The sequence below is a fragment of the Ruegeria sp. O11 genome, assembly GCF_056535285.1.
Map to the genome: position 1 here is coordinate 1 of NZ_JBQERS010000018.1, position 20,217 is coordinate 20,217.

The window sequence follows — 20,217 nt, forward strand, 5'->3', positions numbered from 1 at the left end:
CGTAGTCGAACGCAATGGCGGTAACGTTCTGAAATTCATGGGAGATGGAATGCTTGCCATCTTCGATATCAATCAAGTTCCGGACGCTCGCCGCGTCGCAATTCACGCGGCCGTGGAGTTGCGAAATACCTTTGAGGAACTCAACCAACGACGGCAAGCTGACGGTTTGCCAACGACCGGCTTCACTCTCTCGTTGCACGCAGGCAATGTTCTTTACGGCAATATTGGCGGTAGGTTTCGCTTGGATTTCACAGTGGTCGGCCCAGCGGTAAATACAACTTCGCGCATTTTAGGCATGTGCAGCGCGCTTGATCAGAACATTGTGGTTTCCGATAAGGTGGCGGGTGACTTAGTGGGCTCCATTCCAAGTCTTGTTTCCCTGGGGCAATACAGATTGCGCGGTGTTGCTGAAAGACAGGAGCTGTTCACGATAGACTAACTGCCGCTATTTGGAAGCTGCCGCAATGGGGTGTTGACCTGCGTCAAAGCAAAGGTAGCCGGATTGCTACTAGGTTGGTTTGCACATGGAACAGAACTGTTGGATCAAGCACCCGCGAAGAGCGGCATTCTTGGTCATAGTGATTGCATTGTCAGGGTGCACGGGCAGGCACCACCAAGGCAATTGGCATGGCCACGGCTTAGAAGGTTGCTATGGACCTCACCACGACGTTGATCGCGAGGTCCATTGCCGAACGCTCGAGTGAACTTGAGCCATACGCGATGCAACTCACAAAACGTTTGGCGACCAGTGTTATTTGGATTGAGATTCAGATCTTGTATCGAAACTGCCCGTTTGATGCTCAGTCCGGTAACATTGAAAAATTTGGCCTTGGCACAATATCTTTGTAGTCCCATGAGGAAGCGGAGAAGAGACCAATGAAACGACGCGAATTTCTATTAGCGGGTACAGCAGCAGTGTTGGCTACTCCTTCCGTCGGACAAGAAGCCCCACTCATCAAAGTCTACAAGACTCCAACCTGCGGCTGTTGTGCTGCGTGGGTAGATCACCTGATTTCCGCAGGATTTCGTACCGATACGCTAGACGTAGGGCAGGAGCAGCTGTGGTCGCTTAAAGAACAAATGAAAATCTCAGATGAGCTTTCCAGTTGCCACACTGCATTTGTTGGGGGCTATTTTGTCGAAGGTCATGTCCCGGCAGAAGACATAAATCGACTTTTGTCCGAACATCCTGAAGGCCTCGGCCTAACAGTTCCAGGCATGCCGATGGGTTCACCCGGCATGGATTTTTCAGACGAACGAGAACCTTATGAAACCTTGCTCGTTGGTCTGGATGGGACGACGAGTGTGTTTGCTCGACACAGCTGAGAGAATGGATGAAGGGCAATCAGATTTTTCAGCTCCATGTCCAACATTAGTTTGCGCTGATTTCAAAAGGATTCAGCTGCAATCGTTGTGTTTTTTCCACATGGCTGGGTCGTGGCCTTCGGGCACATTGGAGCACGGGTCGTTCGCATACCCTCTTAGAATGCTGTACTGTTGGATTTGATCTGCGCTCAACAGTGGTGTTGTTTGCAGGTGCCGGGACAGATGAACCAGTCGCAACTCGGCCCTGGCAGTTTCGGCCGCTTCAACAAGTTTGTTTAGCTCGGCCAATTCAAGCTGGTCACCGGCAAACGCTTCACTTAACGCCGCCTCGGCCTCAATAAACCGCTCGCCTGCGACGACTGCCTGTACGCGCATTTCAGAATGGATCGCCTCAATTTTTCTCAGCTGATCCTTCGAGAGTCCAAGTTCATCTTTCAATTCGAGCAAGTGTGCTGGGCCTGGTTTGCCATTCAGCTCCGCTGGTAAAGCAAAACCCCAACCTCCGCCGCGCCGCAGCTCTTCTAAATCGGTGTCAGATAAGCTTTTGATGGTCCTGGATTGCAGTCCGGCGTATGGCGTGACTTCAGCGTCGTGAGTGTGACTTTGCGCGAGTGCTACTTGAGAGTATTGGATCGTACAGAGCGCCGTTACAATCAGAAACTTAGGCATAAACTTGATCATGAAGTCTCCTTTCTGGCTCACCAAAATGCCTTCTTCCATACAGTACTTCTGCCCGGTGCAGCGACATTCCTGCTCCTTTTTGACCGGTACGTCGTTCCGGATTCACGTGTATTCTAGGCCGTTGAGACAATAACCTCAGCTTCGATTTCAATTGGGAAGTTGATTGGTAGGCCTGCCACCCCGACCGCCGTACGTGAATGGCGGCCAATCTCTTCTCCAAAGACGTCAATGATCAAATCCGTGAAACCGTTGAGAACCGCAGGCGTATCGCTGAAGCCAGATTTGCAATTTATCATCCCATGAACTCGGCACCACCCCGTTATTCGGTTTAGACTGCCAAGTTCGCGCTTTAGACTGCCGAGAATAGAAAGCCCGACTTTGCGTGCTGAGGCGTAGCCCTCTTCCACAGACACATTTTCTCCGACTGCTCCAAATGGCGCGGCCGGAGTACCGTCTATTTCTTGTGGTCCATGACCAGATACGAACGCCCGGTCGCCCCGAACGTTAATCCACGGAAATGGCAACACCATACCAACAGGCAATTTTAGCGGCGCAGGTAAAATGATGTTGTGGTCTACCAATCGCTGTTCAGCGTCGATCATGGTACTCTCCCTCGCAGCACTTGCATGGATCTTACCATAAACCATGCCCAAAGTCGGTCTCGACCACCAAACTTTGCAAGGTCCGCTTCGTCCACATTTGTGTCATCTGGCGAAACCGCGGCGAACAGCTGTTGTTGGTTAGGGCAAACCCTGGCCGCGTTTTCGGGCATGAATGACCGCTCATCGTGGTTACGGGTCATCCGGCAAAAGGTCTCAGATGGCCGAGACGGTCCCGAAGCGGCAATCTTTACTAAGAAAGCGAGGTCCTAAGCAGGAAGCTCTCCGCCAGACTGAAGCCATTGCGCGTCGGCTTCCGGAAGCAACTCTGCAAGACGTTTGTGAAACGCAAGAAGGTCTTCGTCTGAAAGCTTGCCCTCCCACTTGCGACTGCTTGCGCTATCGAAGAAGGCTGACGGGTCTTTAAAGGTTGTGGACCGTTGTGTTTCTTCCTTAGCACTCGCGCGTGCATTGGCTTGCATGTTCTCGAACTGCATACTTTCCGCAATTGCGGACAGCATTTCATCGCCAATTTTCAAACCAAGTACGGAAGCGAGCTTTCTAGTATGACAGAGCAAATCGCGCCGCATATCGGCGTAATGGAAAATGTGTATGTTGGGATGTTGGATGTTTGACTTGAAGGACTTGAAGGACTTGAAGTGATGAACGATGGCCTCAAGGGTGATCCCATCGGCCATCTCCTCTCGAACGGTCTCACCAAGAAAAAGGGCGAATGAAGCTGTCGGCTCATCCGGGAACCTGTCTTGGATCAGGTCTTCCTTCAGGTTTGCCACATGTCGGCGCATCGAAAAATGTGCGTCGATTGGGTGTCTGAACACCGCGATGTAGGTGCAATCTGGATCGAAAGGAATGCCGTCAAAAGGCGTATGGGTCTTGATGCATCTTCTGTGGCTTTGAGCTTCGAACATTCGAGCTATGGGGAGTTGATCTCGAAACGCAGGGTCGAGCCAAACCGACAGGTCATCCATGACCTTGTCCATACCTGGCTTTTCAAACAAGAGCGACAGCACAAGGGCTTGCGTCCATGTTGTTCCGCACTTTGGCGGTGTTGCAACAATCACATCTCCTTGGCGCAGCGCGAACATGTCCCAAATCCGATTGTCGGTGAGACGTGTTCTGTACTCGAATGCCTTCCTTGAAGACGCCCGTATCGTCATTCTGATTTCCGCCAATGGACCCTTAATGAAACGATAGCAAGCATGCGGCGCTGAACCTAGAATTTTGATGGCACCCGAGTAGGAAGGCCTTTCAAAGTGCCAAGCCAAAACCTTGCATTCGCGGCTAGAAGCTCGTTTTGCCCTCAAGGCAGTCATACGCGGCACCTTGCTCCAGTGTCTGTGCTGCGGTGCAAAGTCGAAATTACAAAGTTCGGTTTTCGAGGTCCGCTTCTGCCTAATTTACCCAAAAGCAAAAAGCTTGCGTGTCGTTATTCGGTCACGGATGTTCATTGAATAATGATCGCGATTTATGCGCGAAACCCCTAATATCCCTTTGACACTCCTTCACAATGGATACGCGGGAGGATTTTGTTTGGAGCGGTACTTGGCTGCCATTCTCGTGGCTGATGTTGTTGGCTATAGCGCGCTTGTCAGTGCTAACGAGGAAGCCGCATTGCACACATATAGGGGCCACTTTAGGGCGCTGGAGCCGCATGTCGGCCTGAATGGCGGACGCCTATTCAAAAGAACTGGTGACGGTTTTCTTGCAGAGTTTTCCTCGATTGTAGATGCGCTGGCATGTGCGGAAACGATGCAACGTCAGATGGCTGAGCGGAACGGGGCGCGCGGGCAAAGTCCAGAAATGCAATTCCGTATGGGAATTCACGCGGGCGATGTTTTTGATGACGACGGTGATGTTCTTGGTGACGGCGTCAACATCGCGGCCCGGCTGGAAGGTCTTGCTCCTCCCGGAGGGATCATCGTTTCAGGTCGGGTTTACGAAGACCTTGTGGGTAAGGTGGATTTATCGTTCACCGAATTGGGGCCGCAATATCTGAAGAACATCACACGCCCTGTAACTGCTTACTTGGTACAAACAGCATTTGCTACTGAATCCCCGTTAACTCAATCCCGTCCTGACAGGCCCTCAGTGGCGGTGTTGGCTTTTGACAATCTGTCGCCTGACGCTGAACAGGATTACTTTGCGGAAGGTATTACCGAAGACATCATCACCAGCTTATCCAGAGTGCCCTGGATATTCGTGGTCGCCCGAAACTCTTCTTTTTCTTACAAAGGGCTTTCGGTTGATGTGCGTCGTATCGGCAGAGAGCTTGGTGTCCGCTATATATTGGAAGGGTCCGTTCGCGGCGCTGGTGACCGGTTGCGTGTCACGGGCCAGCTAATTGATGCGGAAACCGGGTCTCATGTTTGGGCGGATCGATACGATGGCAAGCTCGATGATGTTTTTGAGCTTCAGGACCAGATTACCGAGGCTGTCGTTGCTTCGATTGCGCCAGGTATCCGACAAGCTGAAATAGACCGTGCTGCTCACAAGCGCCCTGACACCCTTGGAGCCTATGATCACTTCCTACGTGCGCAGTCCTTGATCTACAGGTTCAATTTCACTGAAGCAGACGACCATTTGTCAAAAGCTCTTTCACTCTCAAGTGAGTACCCATTGGCAAGCGCTCTTCGAGGCTGGATCCGCACTTTGCTATGGAACCCGGATACGCGTCCAAACGAGGCCCGATTTGATTACGCAATTCAGCTGGCACATGAGGCTCTGGCGGCATCACATCTTGACCTAGAGGCGCAAGCATATGCCGGTTACGTACTCGCGTTTCTGTCGGAGGATACAGAGTACGGTTTGTCACTTGTGGATCAAGTCGTCGAGAGAAGCCCAAATTGCGTTTCAGCCTGGGGATCCAGTTGCGTACTGCATGGCCTGATGGGCCAAGCACAAACGGCACAGGCACACGCCAGGGAGGCGCTCCGACTTAACCCGAATGACCCACTAAACTACCGTGTCCAGATGGGTATCAGCCTGTCGCAAATCGCGGAAGGGAACTGGCGCGATCTAAGAGAAACCGCCCAAAAAATGCGTGCATTTCATAATACTGTGACTGTTTTTCGCCTGAACGAACTTGTGGCGGAAATGGCTCTCGGCAATGAGAGCCGAGCTAGAGAACTCGCACGTATTCACATGTCGCGGGAACCCGATTTTAGCGTTTCAATGTTCCGGCATATGCGCGCTCGTATCTCTATCGCAAAACCAGAAATCTATGACGCCTACTATAAAATGCTAGCAGCCGCAGGCATTCCTGATTGACGACACCAGTTGTAGACCAGCGGCCAGTCATAGCAAGCATGCAACATGTGGAAACGTATTTTTTGCCGCTGGAAGAATGCACAATGTTGTCTGCGAACAGTCGTAGAAGTGAATAGCGGCGAACGGCAATCGAACCTTCGCGGCGCTCGGCGTGAACGATTGCTCTGCGTACATAGCTACCATTACCTTCAAGGAAAGTTTCGAGATGGAGGTGCTCTCGCATGTTAGAAATGTTGAACGCTGCGACATGGCTTCAATGGAAATCGAACCGATCAGTAGATCGTGAGCCGGGGACACTGGAAGTCTGGGGAAAACGACCGACCGATCTGGTCTCCGAGCGTTCAGTCTTTGTGCAGCCGCACTGCCGTCGGATGGGCGCCCGCATTGGGCTCGATGTTGTCATTTTTCAAACGCTAGGAGTGTTCTCTTTGCGGATAAAGCAGAAATCGCTCGATCACTAAAAAACCTCAGGCGGCTTAGCCAAAGGTCCCCAAGTTTCAGGGTCTGGTAGACCGACACTTGACCATGCTTCTTGCAAAACTTTAGAGTCCGAAGACCTTGTGCGAGGTAAGTCATCCAAAATATCAAACCATGGCATTTTGCTTTCTATTCCAGAGTGGACCGAAGGAGAAAAGTTTTCTGGTTGGTCGAGGCTCGATGTATGCAGGACCAGATAGGCCGTTTCTCTTGGCTTAACGAGCTTATAAGTTAGGCTTGCGCCGCATTTGGCACAAAAGCCACGATTTGCTATTGGCGTAGTTGCGAAGTATCGAGGTTCCTCGGTGAGAAATCGAACAGCAGAAGCGGGAAAGGCCGCCCATGCATTAACTGCTGAACCAGAAAATTTTCTGCAACAACTACAATGGCAATACCCTGTGCTTATGGCGGGTGCGTTTATTTCATACCGGACCAACCCACAGATGCAGCCACCTGTCACTAAGGTTTTGGCCAATTCATCTTCATCAAAATCCAGAAAACCCCCTTCTTCGCCGGGTTCTGAAACGGTCATGTAGACATGTATTGGAGTATCAGTGCTCTTGAGTCTTTTGTGACCGCAATCCGCCAGCGGAAGATCTATCTTGCCCGCTATTTGCGCCATTACTTCTCCTGAAACCGCGATTCCACCTGGTTCCGCTATTGCCTCAAGCCGTGCGGCAGTATTTACGCCGTCTCCGAGAATATCGTCGCCGTGTACAACGACATCACCGAGCGAAACTCCGACGCGTAAAATGAGTGGGTCGTCACTGTTCGATTGGCGTGCTTCGCGCGCGCACGCTCGTTGAATGTTGATTGCACAATTGACCGCCTCAAAGACACTCGAGAACTCAGCCAAAAACCCATCGCCAGTAGACTTAAAAACACGACCCCGGTTTGCTTCCACCTGCATGCCGATGATTTCACGTTCTAGTCGAACCAACTTAGCTAATGTCCCGCTTTCATCGCGTGATACCAATCCTGCGAAACCGACTATATCGGTGGCCAGAATGGCCGCTAATTTGCGTTCCATCTCCGTTGCTCCGAGCTAAAAATCTCCAATTGGTGCCTGCTTACTTTAGCATAAAATCGGTCGGAGCGAGCCACGGTGGCTGAGGTGTTAATTTCCAACTTTGAAAGACCGTTCGGGGCTGCGAGCGGTCAATCAGGCTCATCGCAGAAAATGGCAGCGCTGAGCCCAAAGCCGAAAGAATCCTATTCTTGCCGAGCTCGTGCCTCGGCCGCCCGTCGAACTGCGAGTACCGCTGTGGCGTAATCTCCCAAAGAAATCCCTCTGAAAGCGAATGCAGCCGGTTTCTCGCTTAAAGTGGTATCGACTGCTCCCGAGACAATTTCCGTCAAATCTCCAGTTACTCGCTGATATGGCAGCATTGGTTTGTCGCTTTCAGATTCCTGTTTTCGGTCGTCAACAATAACGGTTTTGAAAGCGGTCATACCCTTTGGAAGCCACGGAATGCAGGCATCTGTAATGGCGGCGAAGGCAGTTGGCTTTAGCCATCGGGCATCCAGAAAAGGTTCGATGGAATAGTCCAAAGTTATTGATGTCACTACCAGATCGGCATCCCGCAAGGCGTCCTTGGCACTGGTGGCTGTTTGGGCCTCGAGGCCCATATCCCGAGCCCGGCGACAAAGCTTGTCGACATTCGCTTTGCCACGTCCGAACACACGAATGCTTTTCAATGGGAAAACCTCGGAAAACGCAACTAAATGGGAGTGAGCTTGCACGCCGGCCCCAACAAAAGCCACTGTCTCAGCATTTGGATCAGCAAGTCGACGCGCGGCGACGACTGACAGCGCCGCTGTTCTAACAGCCGTTACCCAATTTGCCCCTAAGACTGCCCGGAGAACCCCGGTTTGCCCGTCCATTACCATGATAGCGCCGTTAATCGCAGGGAGCCCCTTTGCCGGATTGTTCGGACACACCGTTACCTGTTTGGTCACGATGAACCCATCATCTCCTACTGCCAAGGTCGACATTGCGTACCGTCCATCCCCGGGCAAAATGGCTGTCTTGGGGGACGTATGAAGCTGCTTACTTGCCTTGGCTATCAGCGCAGATTCAATCGCGTCAGCAACTTCCGAAGGTTGGATACCTAAACCTTCCAAGTCTTTGTCAGAAAGATAAGTAATTTTGCTTTCAGAAGTCATGTTGGCGCCGCTCCATTTTACAACCCGGCTTCCCGATTAGGCTATCAAATTGCGTGTTAACATATGCTTTGGGTGTCTAGATTGGGACTTCACTCGAGTACATTATTCGTTGCACTGGGATTTCTGTTTTCATGCTTACGGTCTCAAGTTGTCTCAAGCCAGTTGAGTTTGAAAATTGTATGCTCTCCTTCGAGACCTTTAAGCGGAACAGTCATTTGCTCGGCAAACTGAAACTCCTGTGATCCGCCCACCATGATCCGTGTGGCATCCGAGACGCGGATGTCACTTGGTGCTGCCAGGGCGGCTATACGTGCTGCTTTGTTGACAACAGTCCCGAAGTGATCAGCATCAGAAGTTATCACTTCGCCGGTATGCAAGCCGATGCGAACCCGCAACTTTGGCTCGATTGTTTCCGCCGCGTTCGCCTGTTGAATATTTTGAGCTGCCAGCAATGCTGCCCTTGCAGAAGCAAAAGACGACATCACCCCGTCTCCCAGTGATTTCACCGTACGTCCACCACTCCCGACGATCTGCGTTTCGACAAGTCGCAGATGTCTTCCGAGGGCGTCGCTCCAAAGCGTATCGCCTATAGCCTCAGCGATTTTTGTGCTGTCCGCGATATCGGTGAACATGATGGTCGCTATACCACTTTGGCCGAGTTCGTGGGGTGTAGAGAGGGCGGCATCAAGCAGTTCCTCAAAGCCTCTGGCCTCATACCCAAATCCCTCTACGTTGTTGACCGGTAGGGAATTGTGAACGTGCACAATCTTCCAGGATCCTTTGTCGAGTTTCAGAATGACCGTAGAACGCAGGTGCGCGATCTGTCCTGTTTCAATACCCTCAATGCTTGCTTCCCATTCGACCCAACCGAGTGATCCGCATTCAAATCCTCTCAGGTCTTTTGGGTGCCACTTGAACCGTGGAACCTCACCGATGTATTGCTCCATACCGCGACGCAGCGCATCGCCTTTCCAAGCCTCGCCGTGTGCTGAGCCAAAGTATGACAGGGCAGCGTCGTCAGAAAATAGATGTGCCACCGTCTCCCCATCGCCCCGACCGTAGGCGTTGATCCATCGTGCCACTATAGCGGCGAGTTCCGAAGAGGGGCTGATCGTATCTCTCATGCCAAAACCGTCGCGTCGATAGCCAGAAAGCTGCCTCGAAAAACATGACCTTCGCACGTCCAGTTTCTATAGAAGCGTATCATGGCAGAACCTTTCTCGAAATCTCGATTTCTGAGGTCCTGTCAGTGTAGGCCAAGCCGGGGCGGCCATAAAGACAACCCGTTTCAATAGCAAACTGATAACAAAAGCGCTTCACGTCTACTTCTTCCAACCCACCGCGAAAGAGCCTGCAACACCCAAACCAGTGTTCATACAAACAATTGCTTGGAACTGAGGTGCCCGGATCGGTTTTGATCCAAAACAAGGCTTTGAGTCTTTTGAGACACTAAACTCTGTGCCAGAAACCCTGTTTCAGGTGAAACGCTATGACCAAAAACCTATCGGTTTTTCTTATTTTGGCTGGTTTAGTAATTGCTGGTGCGTTGCTGTATGTCGCTGTTGCCGAGGATGGCGATGAATTGCCGGTCGGATTTGTGCAAGGAAACGGGCGGGTTGAAGCGGAACAAGTCGAAATAGCACCAACTAATGCAGGTCGGGTTGCGAAGGTAACGGCAACAGAGGGCAGTATGGTTGCAGCCGGTCAAATCCTGGCCGAAATGGACATAGATGAGCTATCTGCCGCCCTGGACCGGGCTAGAGCCGAAGTAGCCTTGGCAAATCAGACAAGGGCCGAAGCAGAAGCGCTCGTTGTGCAACGCGAAAGCGAACAGCGCAGGGCCGAGCAGGAGCTTGATCGTGCCACGGCGTTGCTGGCAGGACAAAACATCTCCAAAACTATTTTTGAAGATCGCGATACCACTCATAAGGTTGCTACAGCAGTATTGGGCGCCGCCAAAGCCCGAGTGGCAACCGCGGAAAGCCGTATTGCTGCCGCTGAGGCGGAAGTGCGCAGGATTGAGGCACAGATTGAAGACAGCGCTCTAGTTGCACCTTTGCCCGGACGCGTGCTTTACCGGCTTGCAGAACCCGGAGAGGTGGTTGGCGCGGGCGAACCAATCCTGACTATTCTTGGCCTTGAGAATGTTTACATGGAGGTTTTTCTTCCGGCGCGTGAAGCCGGACTTTTGCCCATTGGAGCTGAGGCTCGCATCGTGCTCGACGCTTTGCCGGAATATGCGATACCTGCATACGTGAGCTTTGTTTCTCCCGAGGCACAATTCACCCCCAAACAGGTCGAAACCCTGGATGAGCGAGAGCAACTGGTTTTTCGCGTTCGCGTCCGTATCCCAATAGACTTGGTTGAAAGTCGGATTGAGCACGTCAAAACCGGTCTGCGCGGTGTCGCGGTGATCCGGCTAAACCCAGCCGCTGCTTGGCCTGAGGCGCTTGAACAACGCATCCCAGAAGAGTTGTTCGAATGAGAGTAGAGGATGACGCCTGCGATATTCACATTTCAGGTGTTACGCACCGTTATCGCAAGCATGTTGCACTGGATTCTGTTTCGTTGGAACTGCCAGGCGGCCAGCTTGTTGGCTTTGTCGGGCCGGATGGGGTGGGAAAGTCTACACTGCTTGGTTTGATCACCGGCGCAAAGAAACTGCAATCCGGCAATATCGACGTTTTAGGCGGCCCGATTGGCAATTCTCGCCATCGACACAGCATTTGCCCAGCCATCGCTTTCATGCCGCAAGGGCTGGGTCGAAACCTGTATCCGGAGCTGTCTGTACGCGAGAACCTTGAGTTCTTCTCAGGTCTCTTTGCTCAAGGGCATTCAGAGCGGGACGAACGTATCGCAGCGCTATTGGCTGCGACAGGGCTTGCGCAGTTTGAAGACCGTCTGATGGGCAAGCTTTCGGGTGGGATGAAGCAAAAACTAGGTCTTTGCTGTGCGTTAATCCATGACCCCAAACTTTTGGTTTTGGATGAGCCAACGACCGGGGTCGACCCGTTGTCGCGTCGGCAGTTCTGGGCTTTGATTGATGCAATCCGAGCAAAAAGCCCTGAACTGTCGGTATTGGTTTCAACGGCGTACATGGAAGAAGCCGAGGGTTTTGACCGGATTGTCGCGATGGACGCGGGTCAAGTCATCTTTCATGGGAAGCCCGCCGAATTGAAAGGGAGTGATGTCGACCTCGAAATTGCATATCGGCGTCTGAGAGCACGGGAGTTGCCTGTCGAACCGGCGGGAAAAAACAAAACGAATGGGCAGATCGAAGCAAACCCAGTGATAGTTGCGCGTGGACTGACACGACGCTTTGGTGATTTCACGGCCGTAGACAACGTCGACTTCACAATCAATCGCGGAGAGATATTCGGGTTTCTAGGATCAAACGGTTGCGGCAAATCCACGACAATGAAGATGCTGACTGGCTTGTTACCTTCCAGCTCAGGTGAAGCACTGCTGTTTGGCAACCCCGTCGATGCATATGACCGAAAAATGAGGCGTGAAATAGGCTACATGAGCCAGGCCTTTTCCTTATATGGCGAGTTGTCGGTCCATCAGAACCTACAATTGCATGCGCGGATATTTGCAATTGCCGACCGAGAACAACGCGTTTCGGAACTCACTGAGCGCTTTGGGCTCGAGGAGCACCGTCATACGTTGGCGACGGCACTGCCCCTGGGGATCAAACAGCGACTGTCGCTAGCCGTAGCTGTGATCCACCGTCCGCGAGTGCTAATACTCGACGAACCAACATCCGGTGTGGACCCAGAGGCGCGCGATTCCTTCTGGGACTTGCTGATTGAGCTTTCTCGAAACGAGTCGGTTACAATCTTTGTGTCCACTCATTTCATGGGTGAGGCGGAACGCTGTGATCGCGTTTCTTTTATGCATGCTGGTAGAGTTCTAGCGGAAGGTACTCCGGCTGAACTGATCGCTGTTGAAGGGGCGGAAAACCTTGAAGACGCCTTCATTTCGGTATTGGAAGCAGCAGAAAAACCAGTCTCTGTTGTCGCGCCAGAGGTGGGTTTTAGGACCAAATCCCACGCCGGGGGAGGAGCGTTTTCTCGTGTATTGGCATATGCGCGGCGCGAAACCGTTGAAGTAGCTCGCGACCCGGTGCGTCTGGCTTTCGCGTTTCTAGGTTCTGCTATTCTAATGTTGGTTTTTTGCTTTGGAATTACGCTGGATATCGATGAGCTTGAATTCGCTGTACTTGACCTTTCTCAGGGGCCGGAGAGTCGTGCTTATTCGGCTGAATTCGCCGGATCGTCTTACTTTAAAGCCACATCGCCGCTGCAAAGCGCCAGCGAAGGGCGCGACCGTTTAGTGTCAGGTGAGGTCTCTCTGGTTGTTGAGTTACCACCTGACTTTGACCGAAAGATGAGTACGGGTGAACCAACCCAGATACTTGCAACTGTAGACGGTGCTATCCCATTTAAGGGTGAGACGGTTGAAGGTTATGTTTCCGGATTGCACCAATCATTTTTCGCGGAATATGCCCTTAACAATGGCAAAAGCCAGATAGATATCGCCAGGATCGAACCTCGGTTTCGCTACAATCAGAGCTTTGAAAGTATCGCCGCGATGGCTCCGGCAATGCCTGCTATCTTACTGATTATGTTGCCAGCTGTTTTGACTGCCGTAAGCGTAGCAAGGGAACGAGAACTGGGGTCAGTTGTCAATTTCTACGTGACACCAACCACGCGGCTTGAATTTCTAGTCGGCAAACAAATTCCGTACATTTTGATGTCAAAATCTTGTTGCATGCGCTCGCAGCACAGATTTCTCGGCACAGGCGCAATTTACAGGGTACCGGACCGAGCGGCCATTTGATCGCACCGCGGGTACTTGTGCAGAAGCGGCGCGAACATCCCCGCCTGACAGCAAATGTCGTCCGGCCAGTCATTCCTAGTTACGAGGAAGCCTTGATCACATACTCCTCTCTCGCCGCACTCAGGCCCGGCAACTGAAACGCGGACTTAAACTGCCACCCGCTGATAGCCTGGCCCCAATTCGACACAACGAAAAACTAATACCAGACAATTTCTTTCGGTAGTTCACCAGGAACCTTGGTCACCGGCAGTTTCAAATACTACTAGCCGTAGCGGTGCTCCCATTGCGATGAGGGAAACTTCCTTGACTCTATTCTGGGTAAGGACCACAAAAGCGCATTGGTGAAAATTACTCGCCGCCGCGATGCTGCCGGTTACGATAATCCAATGGCCTTCAGACTAACTGTAGCATGTGCCCCAGCATAGGAACGGGTTTCGCTGGGGTCTTCGCTATGAGCTCGTTCCTCGCAAGCATTCGCAACCGTCACCTGACAAGCCCCAGTCATCGCGTGACCCATGAAAGAAGGCGCCGTATGAACAGCACATGGCTCATAAATTGCGTACTTGATGCCAGATAGATCAAGTCTGACGCTCCGTATCAATCTGTCATTCATCGTGTTTACGCGCTGCATTCTTTGTTTGATCCCGACACTTTTGGTGTTGCTCTCAGGAACGCAGCTTCCTGCCCAAGTCGCAGGCAATGCCGATGGATCGGTTTGTGACGAAGGTTTCGAAAACAAGAACGGATCGTGCCAAAGAATAGACTTACCAGAAAACGCATATTTAACTGGTAGCTCCTATGGCAGCGGCTGGGAATGCAATCACGGTTTTCAGAATGTCGGAGAACTCTGTGAGGAAATAAGAGTTCCTGAAAATGCCTTTCTTGTATCAACCGGAGATCAGTGGAAATGCAATCGGCTGTTCCGGCGTGTTGGAGAAGAATGCGAAGAACTGATTGCACCTCAAAATGGGTACGTCGAAACGCGGTTTGGTGCGCAAGAAGTACACTGCAACTGGGGATTTCGTAAGGAAAGCCAGGAGTGTGTTGCAATAGTTGTCCCAAAAAACGGTCGTCTGAGCGACAAAAGAAGCTCGGATGGTTGGGTATGCCTCAGAGGTTACAGGGCAGCGGAGAGCGGCTGTGAGCCAGTGGCTGTTCCACAGCATGCATATCTTGCGCCTGAAACCTATTCCGGATGGAAATGCGAACGTGGTTTTCGCGCGAACCAGGACAGGTGTGTTGCGATCTTTGTCCCTTTCAACGCTCACTTAAATCGAAGAGGTGACGGTTGGGAATGTAATCGGCCGTTCACGAGACAGAATGACAAGTGCGCCGAAAATGTGCCGCGACAATAGGTTGGTGGAAATCAATACCGCCTGAAATATCCGGAAGGACCAAGCCGTGAACCATAACTCGATTAACGAAAATCTGGGCAAAAGGCTCAAGGCGGAAAGGGCGCATCGCTGGTCCTACAATGTAAAGATGTTTATCGCGATAGCGGTATTTGTTACGGCGATAATTGTTGTGGTGTTTTTCTGATGCGCAAAAATGCCCCTCAAGTAACCCTTCCGGACTACAATATGTCAGCTCGTGGTTTGGAACAAAGAGCATTTCAGGACCGCAGTGTTCGTAAGTCGCGGAACGCTGACGTATCAGGAGTGATTGAAGTAGAATTTGGAAAGTACTTGATTAAGGCTGGCGTTCTGAGCGGTAATAGTGTTGCACGGGCATTTCCCATGCCACCAGCTAAAACGCAGGCAATGATTGCCGATGCAGTTGGCGAAACGCCGGCATTAGCCATTGAAGCCTTAAAAGAAGTTCTCGAAGAACGAGACAGGAAGCGTAGCGGTCAACGCCGTTTGGAGGGAAACTCCGGCACCCTCGTTCCCAGTGAAAGAGAATATGCCGAGGCATTGCGCCAGATCAGGCTCACCCCTGCGCAAGTCACAATGCTCAAAGCACTTACAATCGCAGGCAAGGACGGTCTGACCATTGGTCACTTGTCTCAGGCAGCCGGTTACAAATCGCGCGAGGCATCCATAAAGGTCTTCAAGAAAATCGGACTATTGATCGCAGAATATCTGGAGCTCGAACTTCCCGAAGCCGGAACGGTACAGAATGATGGCGCCGCTCAGGTCCTGGCATATTCTCACATCGAAAGTGACGATGAGCCAGCAACTTGGATTATGCATCAGGAACTGCGCGACGCTGTTCGTTCGGTTCTATGACGTACGTTCCAGCCCCCGCTTTTGTAGAGAACTCTGAACCGGAACAAATGCACGAAAGGTTGCACACGTAGCTTATGCTGGAGAAGAAACCATACCCGCTCGACCTGATCTATGTACCTGTGAAGCGTGCAAAAACACTTGATCAGCAAAAAGTCCTGACGCTGGCCGAAGATATCCTGAAGAACGGCCAGAAGACCCCGATTCAGATACGCGCGGACAACAAGAGGTTCGTGCTGATTGAAGGCCTTCATCGACTAGAGGCCATTCGCGCCCTCGGCGGTGATACTGTCGACGCCTTTTTGGTGCGCGCCAGATTACACTAAACTCTTGTTGGGATTGGCGTTCGACAAAGCCTCGGAAAATGTCAGCAGGCGCTGACTTTTTTATCCCAAAGATGCAATCGTGCGCAATGAAGGCTCTCATATAGAGTAATACGCTGGCAATTTTCCAACTCGGAATGGTCACGCAAAACCTCGTTTAGCCGATAAAACGGTATACGGCTGGCAAGGTGGTGAACATGGTGCATACCGATATTGGCAGAGAACCACCGCAGGATGCCTGGCAGGGCATAGTGAGAACTTCCATAGAATGCGGCGTTCTGAAGATTCCACCCTTCTTCCCGCTCCCAAGTCGTGTGTTCAAACTGGTGTTGAATATAGAATAGCCAAATACCAATCGACGCGGCGACGATCATGGTTGGAAGGAATACAATAACCAGTACACCCAGGCCTCCAGTCCAAAAAATCAGAGCCAGGACCACCGCAATCGCGGCGTTTGTTCCCATTGCACTTACCCAATACAGCCAGCCCGTCCGCATGAAACCAAAGGGCAAGCGATTTTGAAAAAAGAACGTGTAGACCGGTACGATACAGAACAGGAAGAAGAGGTTCCGGATTAACCTGTAAGCGGCACGCCCCAACCAATTCCGTTTCAGGTATTCCTCAATAGTCAATGTAGGAATGTCACCCGTACCACGCCGATCAAGGTTACCGGCTGAGGCATGGTGAATCGCATGGCTTTGCCGCCAGACGTCATAGGGTGCCAGGGCGAGAACACCCAGAACCCGGCGAGTCCAATTGCAAACGGTGCGGCTTCTAAAGAAAGATCCGTGACCACAATCATGCATGATGATGAAGATACGCACCAGAAATGCGGCGTTCAGGATGGCCAGTAGAACAGTGACCCAGACACTAAGGGATAGCGCAAACCACGCAGCGCCCCATAGCGCGAAAAAGGGGATGACAGTGATTGCCAGTTCAAAAACGCTACGCTTCGTATCGGGCACATGGTATTGCGCGAGCGCCCGGGTCAATTCCTGCTGTTGCAACTGACTTGTTCTCCAACGGCTCTTACGTAGGAGCCCTCTGAGCAAACGGGCACCCCAGAAGGGTGCCCCCAGCAGGCTATGCGAGTGCCAGGTTGGCGGCGTTGTCGCGTCCGTCACGGCCAGCTTCAATGTCGAAGGTAACCTTCTGGCCGTCCTTCAATTCGCTAATGCCGGAACGTTCAAGTGCTGAAATATGCACGAACACGTCGCGCTTGCCATCTTCGGGTTCGATAAAGCCAAAACCTTTGGTCGAGTTGAACCATTTTACTGTGCCATTTGCCATGGTCGAAGTCTCCTAATACTTGCCGCCCGCATTATTGCGGCGACTCGGCGTGGTCGGTCTGAATCGAAAGACTGAACGCCGAATTTGGGAGACAGCAGGTCGAAAAAGAAAAACGTAAGCCGTGTGTATATGGCCTTCGAGTACACACGATACAAGCCTTGATACAATGGAGGACCACAGAATATCTGAATCCGCCTAGCCCAAGTTAGAACAAGGATAAGCAGAACCTTTGCTCTGTAGTTCGGAAATCAGAGGTCGGCTTCCGATAAAACCTGCCGAATACGTATGCAGCAAATTGATTGCTCGGGCACGGCTTGTAATGAGCGCGTTTCAGCGAGACATCTTGCGGTTCATTTATAGTTTTTCTCGAAGCGCTTCGTAAGGCGTTTTTCCACCATGTGCGCCGTGCGGCCGCGCCAGGTTGTAGAAACGCTCCCACCCATCAAGTTTGGCCTCAAGATCAACGTCACCTTTGTAGCTGAGAAGCTGGTAGAACTCCTGCTGGTCGGATCGGTGCGATCTTTCCACCTTTCCATTTAACTGAGGCGAGCTGGGTTTGATGTAGGCGTGGCGGATTCCTTTGTCTTCGACATGCCAGTGGAATTTGGCCTGAAACTCGTGGCCATCGTCGGTCCTGATCTCGCTTATCCGGAACGGGAACTTTTCGATGACATAATCCACGAAATCGATGGCATTTGCCTGCGTGTGTCGTTCATAGATCTTGAGGGCGCGGATGCGTGTTGCGTCGTCTATTGCTGTGAACTGGAAGCGGCGAACTTTCTCACCGCGTTTTCCTTTGAAGGTCAGAAACTTGACATCCATCTGGATGTGATGACCCGGCACTTGCTTGTTGTATCTCTTGGTGTGGACCTTCCGCTTGCGGGTGCCGCCTGGAAGGCGGTTTAGACCGTTCCGGCGTAGAATCCGATAAACCCCAGCATCGGAGATCCGGATGCCGTGATAGCGCTCCAGATACCAGACGATCCTGATAGGCCCGAGATGGTATCTACGTCGAAGATGCAGCACCTTCTCAACCACTTCCTTGGACGTCTTGTTTGGGTGGCTGTGAGGGACGGATCGCTTGTTGATCAAGCCGGCTTCACCGTGGCTGTCATACAGATGCCGCCAGCGATAGAAACTGGCGCGCCCAATGGCGCGCCAGATTTCGCCGTAATAGATCGACCGCAAGCCGCCAATCTTCCCGCCGTGCGTTGGAAGCTTCTCAATCTGGAGCGCCTGATCCGGGACAACCCGAAAAAGCACGTCGAGCAAAGGGAAGAACTCGAGAAACTCCTAGGTCGCCTCTTCGACTGATTGAAATTCAGAGTCCGACCAATTGAAAGCGCGGGCACATTTCCGACAATTGCGCAGAAGAAAGCGATCTAACTGCAAAGTAGGTTCGGTTGCTTGCCCCTTACCCCGCTCGCTATATACCACCAGTATTCAAACCCTGGTTTCAGTAATCTGCGCCCTGGCGGGTATCCCAGAGACGCAGAATTTCTATCTGAGTGGGCATTACACGATAGATCAGCGTGAATGGGGTTCGCGGCACTGAAAGCTCACGTACGTCTTGGCGTGTGTCACTTGGGTGACCTGCATAAGGGTTGGCTGCAAGAGTAAGCTGAATGGTTTTGAGTTGAGCTCGTGCCCTTTCGCTGCCTTCAGGAAAAACTGACGTGTAGTAGTAGCGGAACCATTGAATGTCCCGGGCCGTATCTTCGAGAAATACAATTTTCATTGGCTATTGGATTGCCCGCTTGCGACCGGAGCAGAGAGCTCATTCTCGGTATCCCAGCTGTCTATCCAGGCATTCATTTCGTCTGCCGTGATGAACTTACCTAGATCTGCTTTTTCAACAGCTGCATCAATGGCTGCTCGCTTTGCGGCCTTGGATTCCAACATCATTCTAATTGCCCGAACGGCGAGTTGTGCAGGCGGCCGATCTTCTATCGCAGCTTCTCGTTCCAGGGACTTTCTCAAGTCCTCATCGAGACGGATTGAATATGGGGTCGTACTCATCGCAATCACCTGTTTCCGCAGTGTAGTACAATGTATTACATTGGGACACTATTCACAATAGAACGATGGCATGAACTACATCTGTTTCTCTGAACTCATGAGCGAGATGAGATATCATGGGTACGGGCCTCACTTCTGCGGTTACTTTGAATTTTGCGCCAACAATGCGGTTGGCTGCATGTCTCCCCGATCGATCTTTGATGTCAGAGAAATCAAATAGGCCTGGTGAGATTTTATGTTCTCCGCTCGTTGGAAAATATATCCCAAAACTATGAAACGGAGAGCCGGGCCATGTGTCGATTTCATAGCATACCAAGTCTGACCAAGTCGTAGGTATTCGGCGATATCGTCCATAAGACGGTCACAATGCGTCTGATTCCGGGCGAAGCGAAGTTCGGAGCACAAGCGTGGAAAGCTGCGCTCCATTTGATCCGGAGAAACTTGAATCTGAGTTTGTTTTTCTTTCTTAACTATCGGATTCAAAGAGTCCTCTTTGTGCCCCTCATTTTCATGGTCATTGGCCCTCAAATTTTCTGTATCTGCCTGTTTTATCTGGGAGATTTCCACAAAAATCTCCGCCAGAAGTTCGCCTAGTACATTTGCTTCTGGTTTGCGACGCAGAGCATTGCGCACGGTGGCCATCAAATCTGAGATCGCGGTGTCGTCTGCTACGAGCTCTCTGAGGCGCGCCAGAGCGGCCGATACCTTGTCGCGGAGTACAGTGAACTCGAGAACTCGATCAGCATGCCTCTGGGCTTCCTGGATTAACTCAGAGTGTCGTTCAGATAAAGGCATCAGGGAAAGACCGGTTGCAGTGACCACCCTGCCCTGTCGGTTCCGACGTGCCCAACGTTTACCGTTTGCGCTCATGACGCGACGGATAAGCCCAAGCTCAACCAGCGCCGAGATATGGCGTTCAACTGTCGTCACCCAAAATGTCACCCAGAACAAGGGGTCATCGCTACTAGTGATGCCAGAATG

Annotated in this window: 20 protein-coding genes; 8 read left to right on the forward strand and 12 right to left on the reverse strand. The window is 51.7% G+C overall.

Annotated features, from left to right (window positions below; translation table 11 throughout):
* Together ACRZ91_RS20235 and ACRZ91_RS20240 are read left to right on the forward strand one after the other, a co-directional pair.
* Window positions 1-439: adenylate/guanylate cyclase domain-containing protein (locus tag ACRZ91_RS20235; RefSeq protein WP_480908163.1), on the forward strand; the 439-nt coding region annotated here is incomplete at its 5' end.
* Between the two features lie 437 nt (window positions 440-876).
* Window positions 877-1,326 carry a DUF411 domain-containing protein gene (locus tag ACRZ91_RS20240; RefSeq protein WP_171239031.1) on the forward strand — a complete coding sequence of 150 codons (450 nt, stop codon included), beginning with the start codon at window positions 877-879 and terminating at the stop codon, window positions 1,324-1,326.
* A gap of 72 nt (window positions 1,327-1,398) precedes the next feature.
* Here ACRZ91_RS20240 and ACRZ91_RS20245 read toward each other — a convergent pair whose 3' ends face one another.
* The 3 genes from ACRZ91_RS20245 to ACRZ91_RS20255 all read right to left on the reverse strand — a co-directional run bounded on the left by ACRZ91_RS20245 (window position 1,399) and on the right by ACRZ91_RS20255 (window position 3,712).
* Window positions 1,399-2,046 carry a Spy/CpxP family protein refolding chaperone gene (locus ACRZ91_RS20245; protein WP_480456287.1) on the reverse strand — a complete coding sequence of 216 codons (648 nt, stop codon included), beginning with the start codon at window positions 2,044-2,046 and terminating at the stop codon, window positions 1,399-1,401.
* Window positions 2,047-2,120: 74 nt separating this feature from the next.
* Window positions 2,121-2,609 carry a RidA family protein gene (locus tag ACRZ91_RS20250; protein ID WP_170816229.1) on the reverse strand — a complete coding sequence of 163 codons (489 nt, stop codon included), beginning with the start codon at window positions 2,607-2,609 and terminating at the stop codon, window positions 2,121-2,123.
* Between the two features lie 266 nt (window positions 2,610-2,875).
* Window positions 2,876-3,712 carry a sulfotransferase domain-containing protein gene (locus tag ACRZ91_RS20255; protein ID WP_480908166.1) on the reverse strand — a complete coding sequence of 279 codons (837 nt, stop codon included), beginning with the start codon at window positions 3,710-3,712 and terminating at the stop codon, window positions 2,876-2,878.
* A 457-nt stretch (window positions 3,713-4,169) separates the two neighbouring features.
* Here ACRZ91_RS20255 and ACRZ91_RS20260 point away from each other — a divergent pair, with 457 nt between their 5' ends.
* Complete coding sequence (locus tag ACRZ91_RS20260) at window positions 4,170-5,894, forward strand: adenylate/guanylate cyclase domain-containing protein (RefSeq protein ID WP_480908168.1); 1,725 nt, start codon at window positions 4,170-4,172, stop codon at window positions 5,892-5,894.
* 221 nt (window positions 5,895-6,115) lie between these two features.
* Complete coding sequence (locus ACRZ91_RS20265; protein ID WP_480715958.1) at window positions 6,116-6,355, forward strand: hypothetical protein; 240 nt, start codon at window positions 6,116-6,118, stop codon at window positions 6,353-6,355.
* On the opposite strand, the gene ACRZ91_RS20270 is transcribed toward ACRZ91_RS20265, so the two are convergent.
* The 3 genes from ACRZ91_RS20270 to ACRZ91_RS20280 form a co-directional block, all read right to left on the reverse strand.
* Window positions 6,352-7,401 carry a GFA family protein gene (locus ACRZ91_RS20270; RefSeq protein ID WP_480715959.1) on the reverse strand — a complete coding sequence of 350 codons (1,050 nt, stop codon included), beginning with the start codon at window positions 7,399-7,401 and terminating at the stop codon, window positions 6,352-6,354. The genes ACRZ91_RS20265 and ACRZ91_RS20270 overlap by 4 nt on opposite strands.
* A 182-nt stretch (window positions 7,402-7,583) precedes the next feature.
* The gene (locus ACRZ91_RS20275; RefSeq protein WP_170804870.1) at window positions 7,584-8,537 is read right to left on the reverse strand and encodes an ornithine cyclodeaminase family protein; all 954 of its coding nucleotides are present in this window, start codon (window positions 8,535-8,537) and stop codon (window positions 7,584-7,586) included.
* A gap of 143 nt (window positions 8,538-8,680) precedes the next feature.
* A complete protein-coding gene (locus tag ACRZ91_RS20280) occupies window positions 8,681-9,661 on the reverse strand; it encodes a nuclear transport factor 2 family protein (RefSeq protein ID WP_480908171.1) in 981 nt (326 codons plus the stop codon).
* Between the two features lie 365 nt (window positions 9,662-10,026).
* On the opposite strand from ACRZ91_RS20280, the gene ACRZ91_RS20285 reads away from it, so the two are divergent.
* The 4 genes from ACRZ91_RS20285 (at window position 10,027) to ACRZ91_RS20300 (ending at window position 15,930) form a co-directional block, all read left to right on the forward strand.
* Window positions 10,027-11,022, forward strand: coding sequence for an HlyD family secretion protein (locus tag ACRZ91_RS20285; RefSeq protein WP_260023720.1), 996 nt, complete (start codon window positions 10,027-10,029; stop codon window positions 11,020-11,022).
* Entirely contained in the window at window positions 11,019-13,379 is a 2,361-nt protein-coding gene (rbbA, locus tag ACRZ91_RS20290; protein ID WP_480908173.1) for a ribosome-associated ATPase/putative transporter RbbA, read from the forward strand. The genes ACRZ91_RS20285 and rbbA overlap by 4 nt, the downstream gene beginning before the upstream one ends.
* 1,538 nt (window positions 13,380-14,917) lie before the next feature.
* Window positions 14,918-15,607 carry a hypothetical protein gene (locus ACRZ91_RS20295; RefSeq protein WP_480908175.1) on the forward strand — a complete coding sequence of 230 codons (690 nt, stop codon included), beginning with the start codon at window positions 14,918-14,920 and terminating at the stop codon, window positions 15,605-15,607.
* Window positions 15,608-15,681: 74 nt separating this feature from the next.
* On the forward strand, window positions 15,682-15,930 hold the full coding sequence (locus tag ACRZ91_RS20300; RefSeq protein ID WP_170447556.1) for a ParB N-terminal domain-containing protein: 249 nt from the start codon (window positions 15,682-15,684) through the stop codon (window positions 15,928-15,930).
* A 41-nt stretch (window positions 15,931-15,971) separates the two neighbouring features.
* Here ACRZ91_RS20300 and ACRZ91_RS20305 read toward each other — a convergent pair whose 3' ends face one another.
* From ACRZ91_RS20305 to ACRZ91_RS20330, 6 genes are all read right to left on the reverse strand, one after another.
* Complete coding sequence (locus ACRZ91_RS20305; protein WP_480908176.1) at window positions 15,972-16,934, reverse strand: fatty acid desaturase; 963 nt, start codon at window positions 16,932-16,934, stop codon at window positions 15,972-15,974.
* Between the two features lie 76 nt (window positions 16,935-17,010).
* Window positions 17,011-17,217 (reverse strand): cold-shock protein, encoded by a 207-nt coding sequence (locus tag ACRZ91_RS20310; protein ID WP_010443199.1) that lies wholly within the window; start codon window positions 17,215-17,217, stop codon window positions 17,011-17,013.
* A gap of 354 nt (window positions 17,218-17,571) precedes the next feature.
* The gene (locus ACRZ91_RS20315; RefSeq protein WP_480908238.1) at window positions 17,572-18,414 is read right to left on the reverse strand and encodes an IS481 family transposase; all 843 of its coding nucleotides are present in this window, start codon (window positions 18,412-18,414) and stop codon (window positions 17,572-17,574) included.
* A 259-nt stretch (window positions 18,415-18,673) separates the two neighbouring features.
* Window positions 18,674-18,955 carry a type II toxin-antitoxin system RelE/ParE family toxin gene (locus ACRZ91_RS20320; RefSeq protein ID WP_480908178.1) on the reverse strand — a complete coding sequence of 94 codons (282 nt, stop codon included), beginning with the start codon at window positions 18,953-18,955 and terminating at the stop codon, window positions 18,674-18,676.
* The gene (locus ACRZ91_RS20325) at window positions 18,952-19,236 is read right to left on the reverse strand and encodes a CopG family ribbon-helix-helix protein (protein ID WP_480908180.1); all 285 of its coding nucleotides are present in this window, start codon (window positions 19,234-19,236) and stop codon (window positions 18,952-18,954) included. Before ACRZ91_RS20325 ends, ACRZ91_RS20320 begins: the two co-directional genes overlap by 4 nt.
* A 141-nt stretch (window positions 19,237-19,377) precedes the next feature.
* Window positions 19,378-20,166: a helix-turn-helix domain-containing protein gene (locus ACRZ91_RS20330; protein WP_480908182.1), complete on the reverse strand. Its 789-nt coding sequence runs from the start codon at window positions 20,164-20,166 to the stop codon at window positions 19,378-19,380.
* Window positions 20,167-20,217 lie beyond the last annotated feature (51 nt).

What these genes read in the sequence shown, in the direction of transcription:
- ACRZ91_RS20275 (WP_170804870.1), bottom strand. Translation starts at nt 8,537, where the DNA reads ATGACTTCTGAAAGCAAAATTACTTATCTTTCTGACAAAGACTTGGAA.
- ACRZ91_RS20310 (WP_010443199.1), bottom strand. Translation starts at nt 17,217, where the DNA reads ATGGCAAATGGCACAGTAAAATGGTTCAACTCGACCAAAGGTTTTGGC.
- ACRZ91_RS20255 (WP_480908166.1), bottom strand. Translation starts at nt 3,712, where the DNA reads ATGTTCGCGCTGCGCCAAGGAGATGTGATTGTTGCAACACCGCCAAAG.
- ACRZ91_RS20280 (WP_480908171.1), bottom strand. Translation starts at nt 9,661, where the DNA reads ATGAGAGATACGATCAGCCCCTCTTCGGAACTCGCCGCTATAGTGGCA.
- ACRZ91_RS20250 (WP_170816229.1), bottom strand. Translation starts at nt 2,609, where the DNA reads ATGATCGACGCTGAACAGCGATTGGTAGACCACAACATCATTTTACCT.
- ACRZ91_RS20270 (WP_480715959.1), bottom strand. Translation starts at nt 7,401, where the DNA reads ATGGAACGCAAATTAGCGGCCATTCTGGCCACCGATATAGTCGGTTTC.
- ACRZ91_RS20245 (WP_480456287.1), bottom strand. Translation starts at nt 2,046, where the DNA reads ATGGAAGAAGGCATTTTGGTGAGCCAGAAAGGAGACTTCATGATCAAG.
- ACRZ91_RS20320 (WP_480908178.1), bottom strand. Translation starts at nt 18,955, where the DNA reads ATGAAAATTGTATTTCTCGAAGATACGGCCCGGGACATTCAATGGTTC.
- ACRZ91_RS20295 (WP_480908175.1), top strand. Translation starts at nt 14,918, where the DNA reads ATGCGCAAAAATGCCCCTCAAGTAACCCTTCCGGACTACAATATGTCA.
- ACRZ91_RS20325 (WP_480908180.1), bottom strand. Translation starts at nt 19,236, where the DNA reads ATGAGTACGACCCCATATTCAATCCGTCTCGATGAGGACTTGAGAAAG.
- rbbA (WP_480908173.1), top strand. Translation starts at nt 11,019, where the DNA reads ATGAGAGTAGAGGATGACGCCTGCGATATTCACATTTCAGGTGTTACG.
- ACRZ91_RS20300 (WP_170447556.1), top strand. Translation starts at nt 15,682, where the DNA reads ATGCTGGAGAAGAAACCATACCCGCTCGACCTGATCTATGTACCTGTG.
- ACRZ91_RS20265 (WP_480715958.1), top strand. Translation starts at nt 6,116, where the DNA reads ATGTTAGAAATGTTGAACGCTGCGACATGGCTTCAATGGAAATCGAAC.
- ACRZ91_RS20240 (WP_171239031.1), top strand. Translation starts at nt 877, where the DNA reads ATGAAACGACGCGAATTTCTATTAGCGGGTACAGCAGCAGTGTTGGCT.
- ACRZ91_RS20285 (WP_260023720.1), top strand. Translation starts at nt 10,027, where the DNA reads ATGACCAAAAACCTATCGGTTTTTCTTATTTTGGCTGGTTTAGTAATT.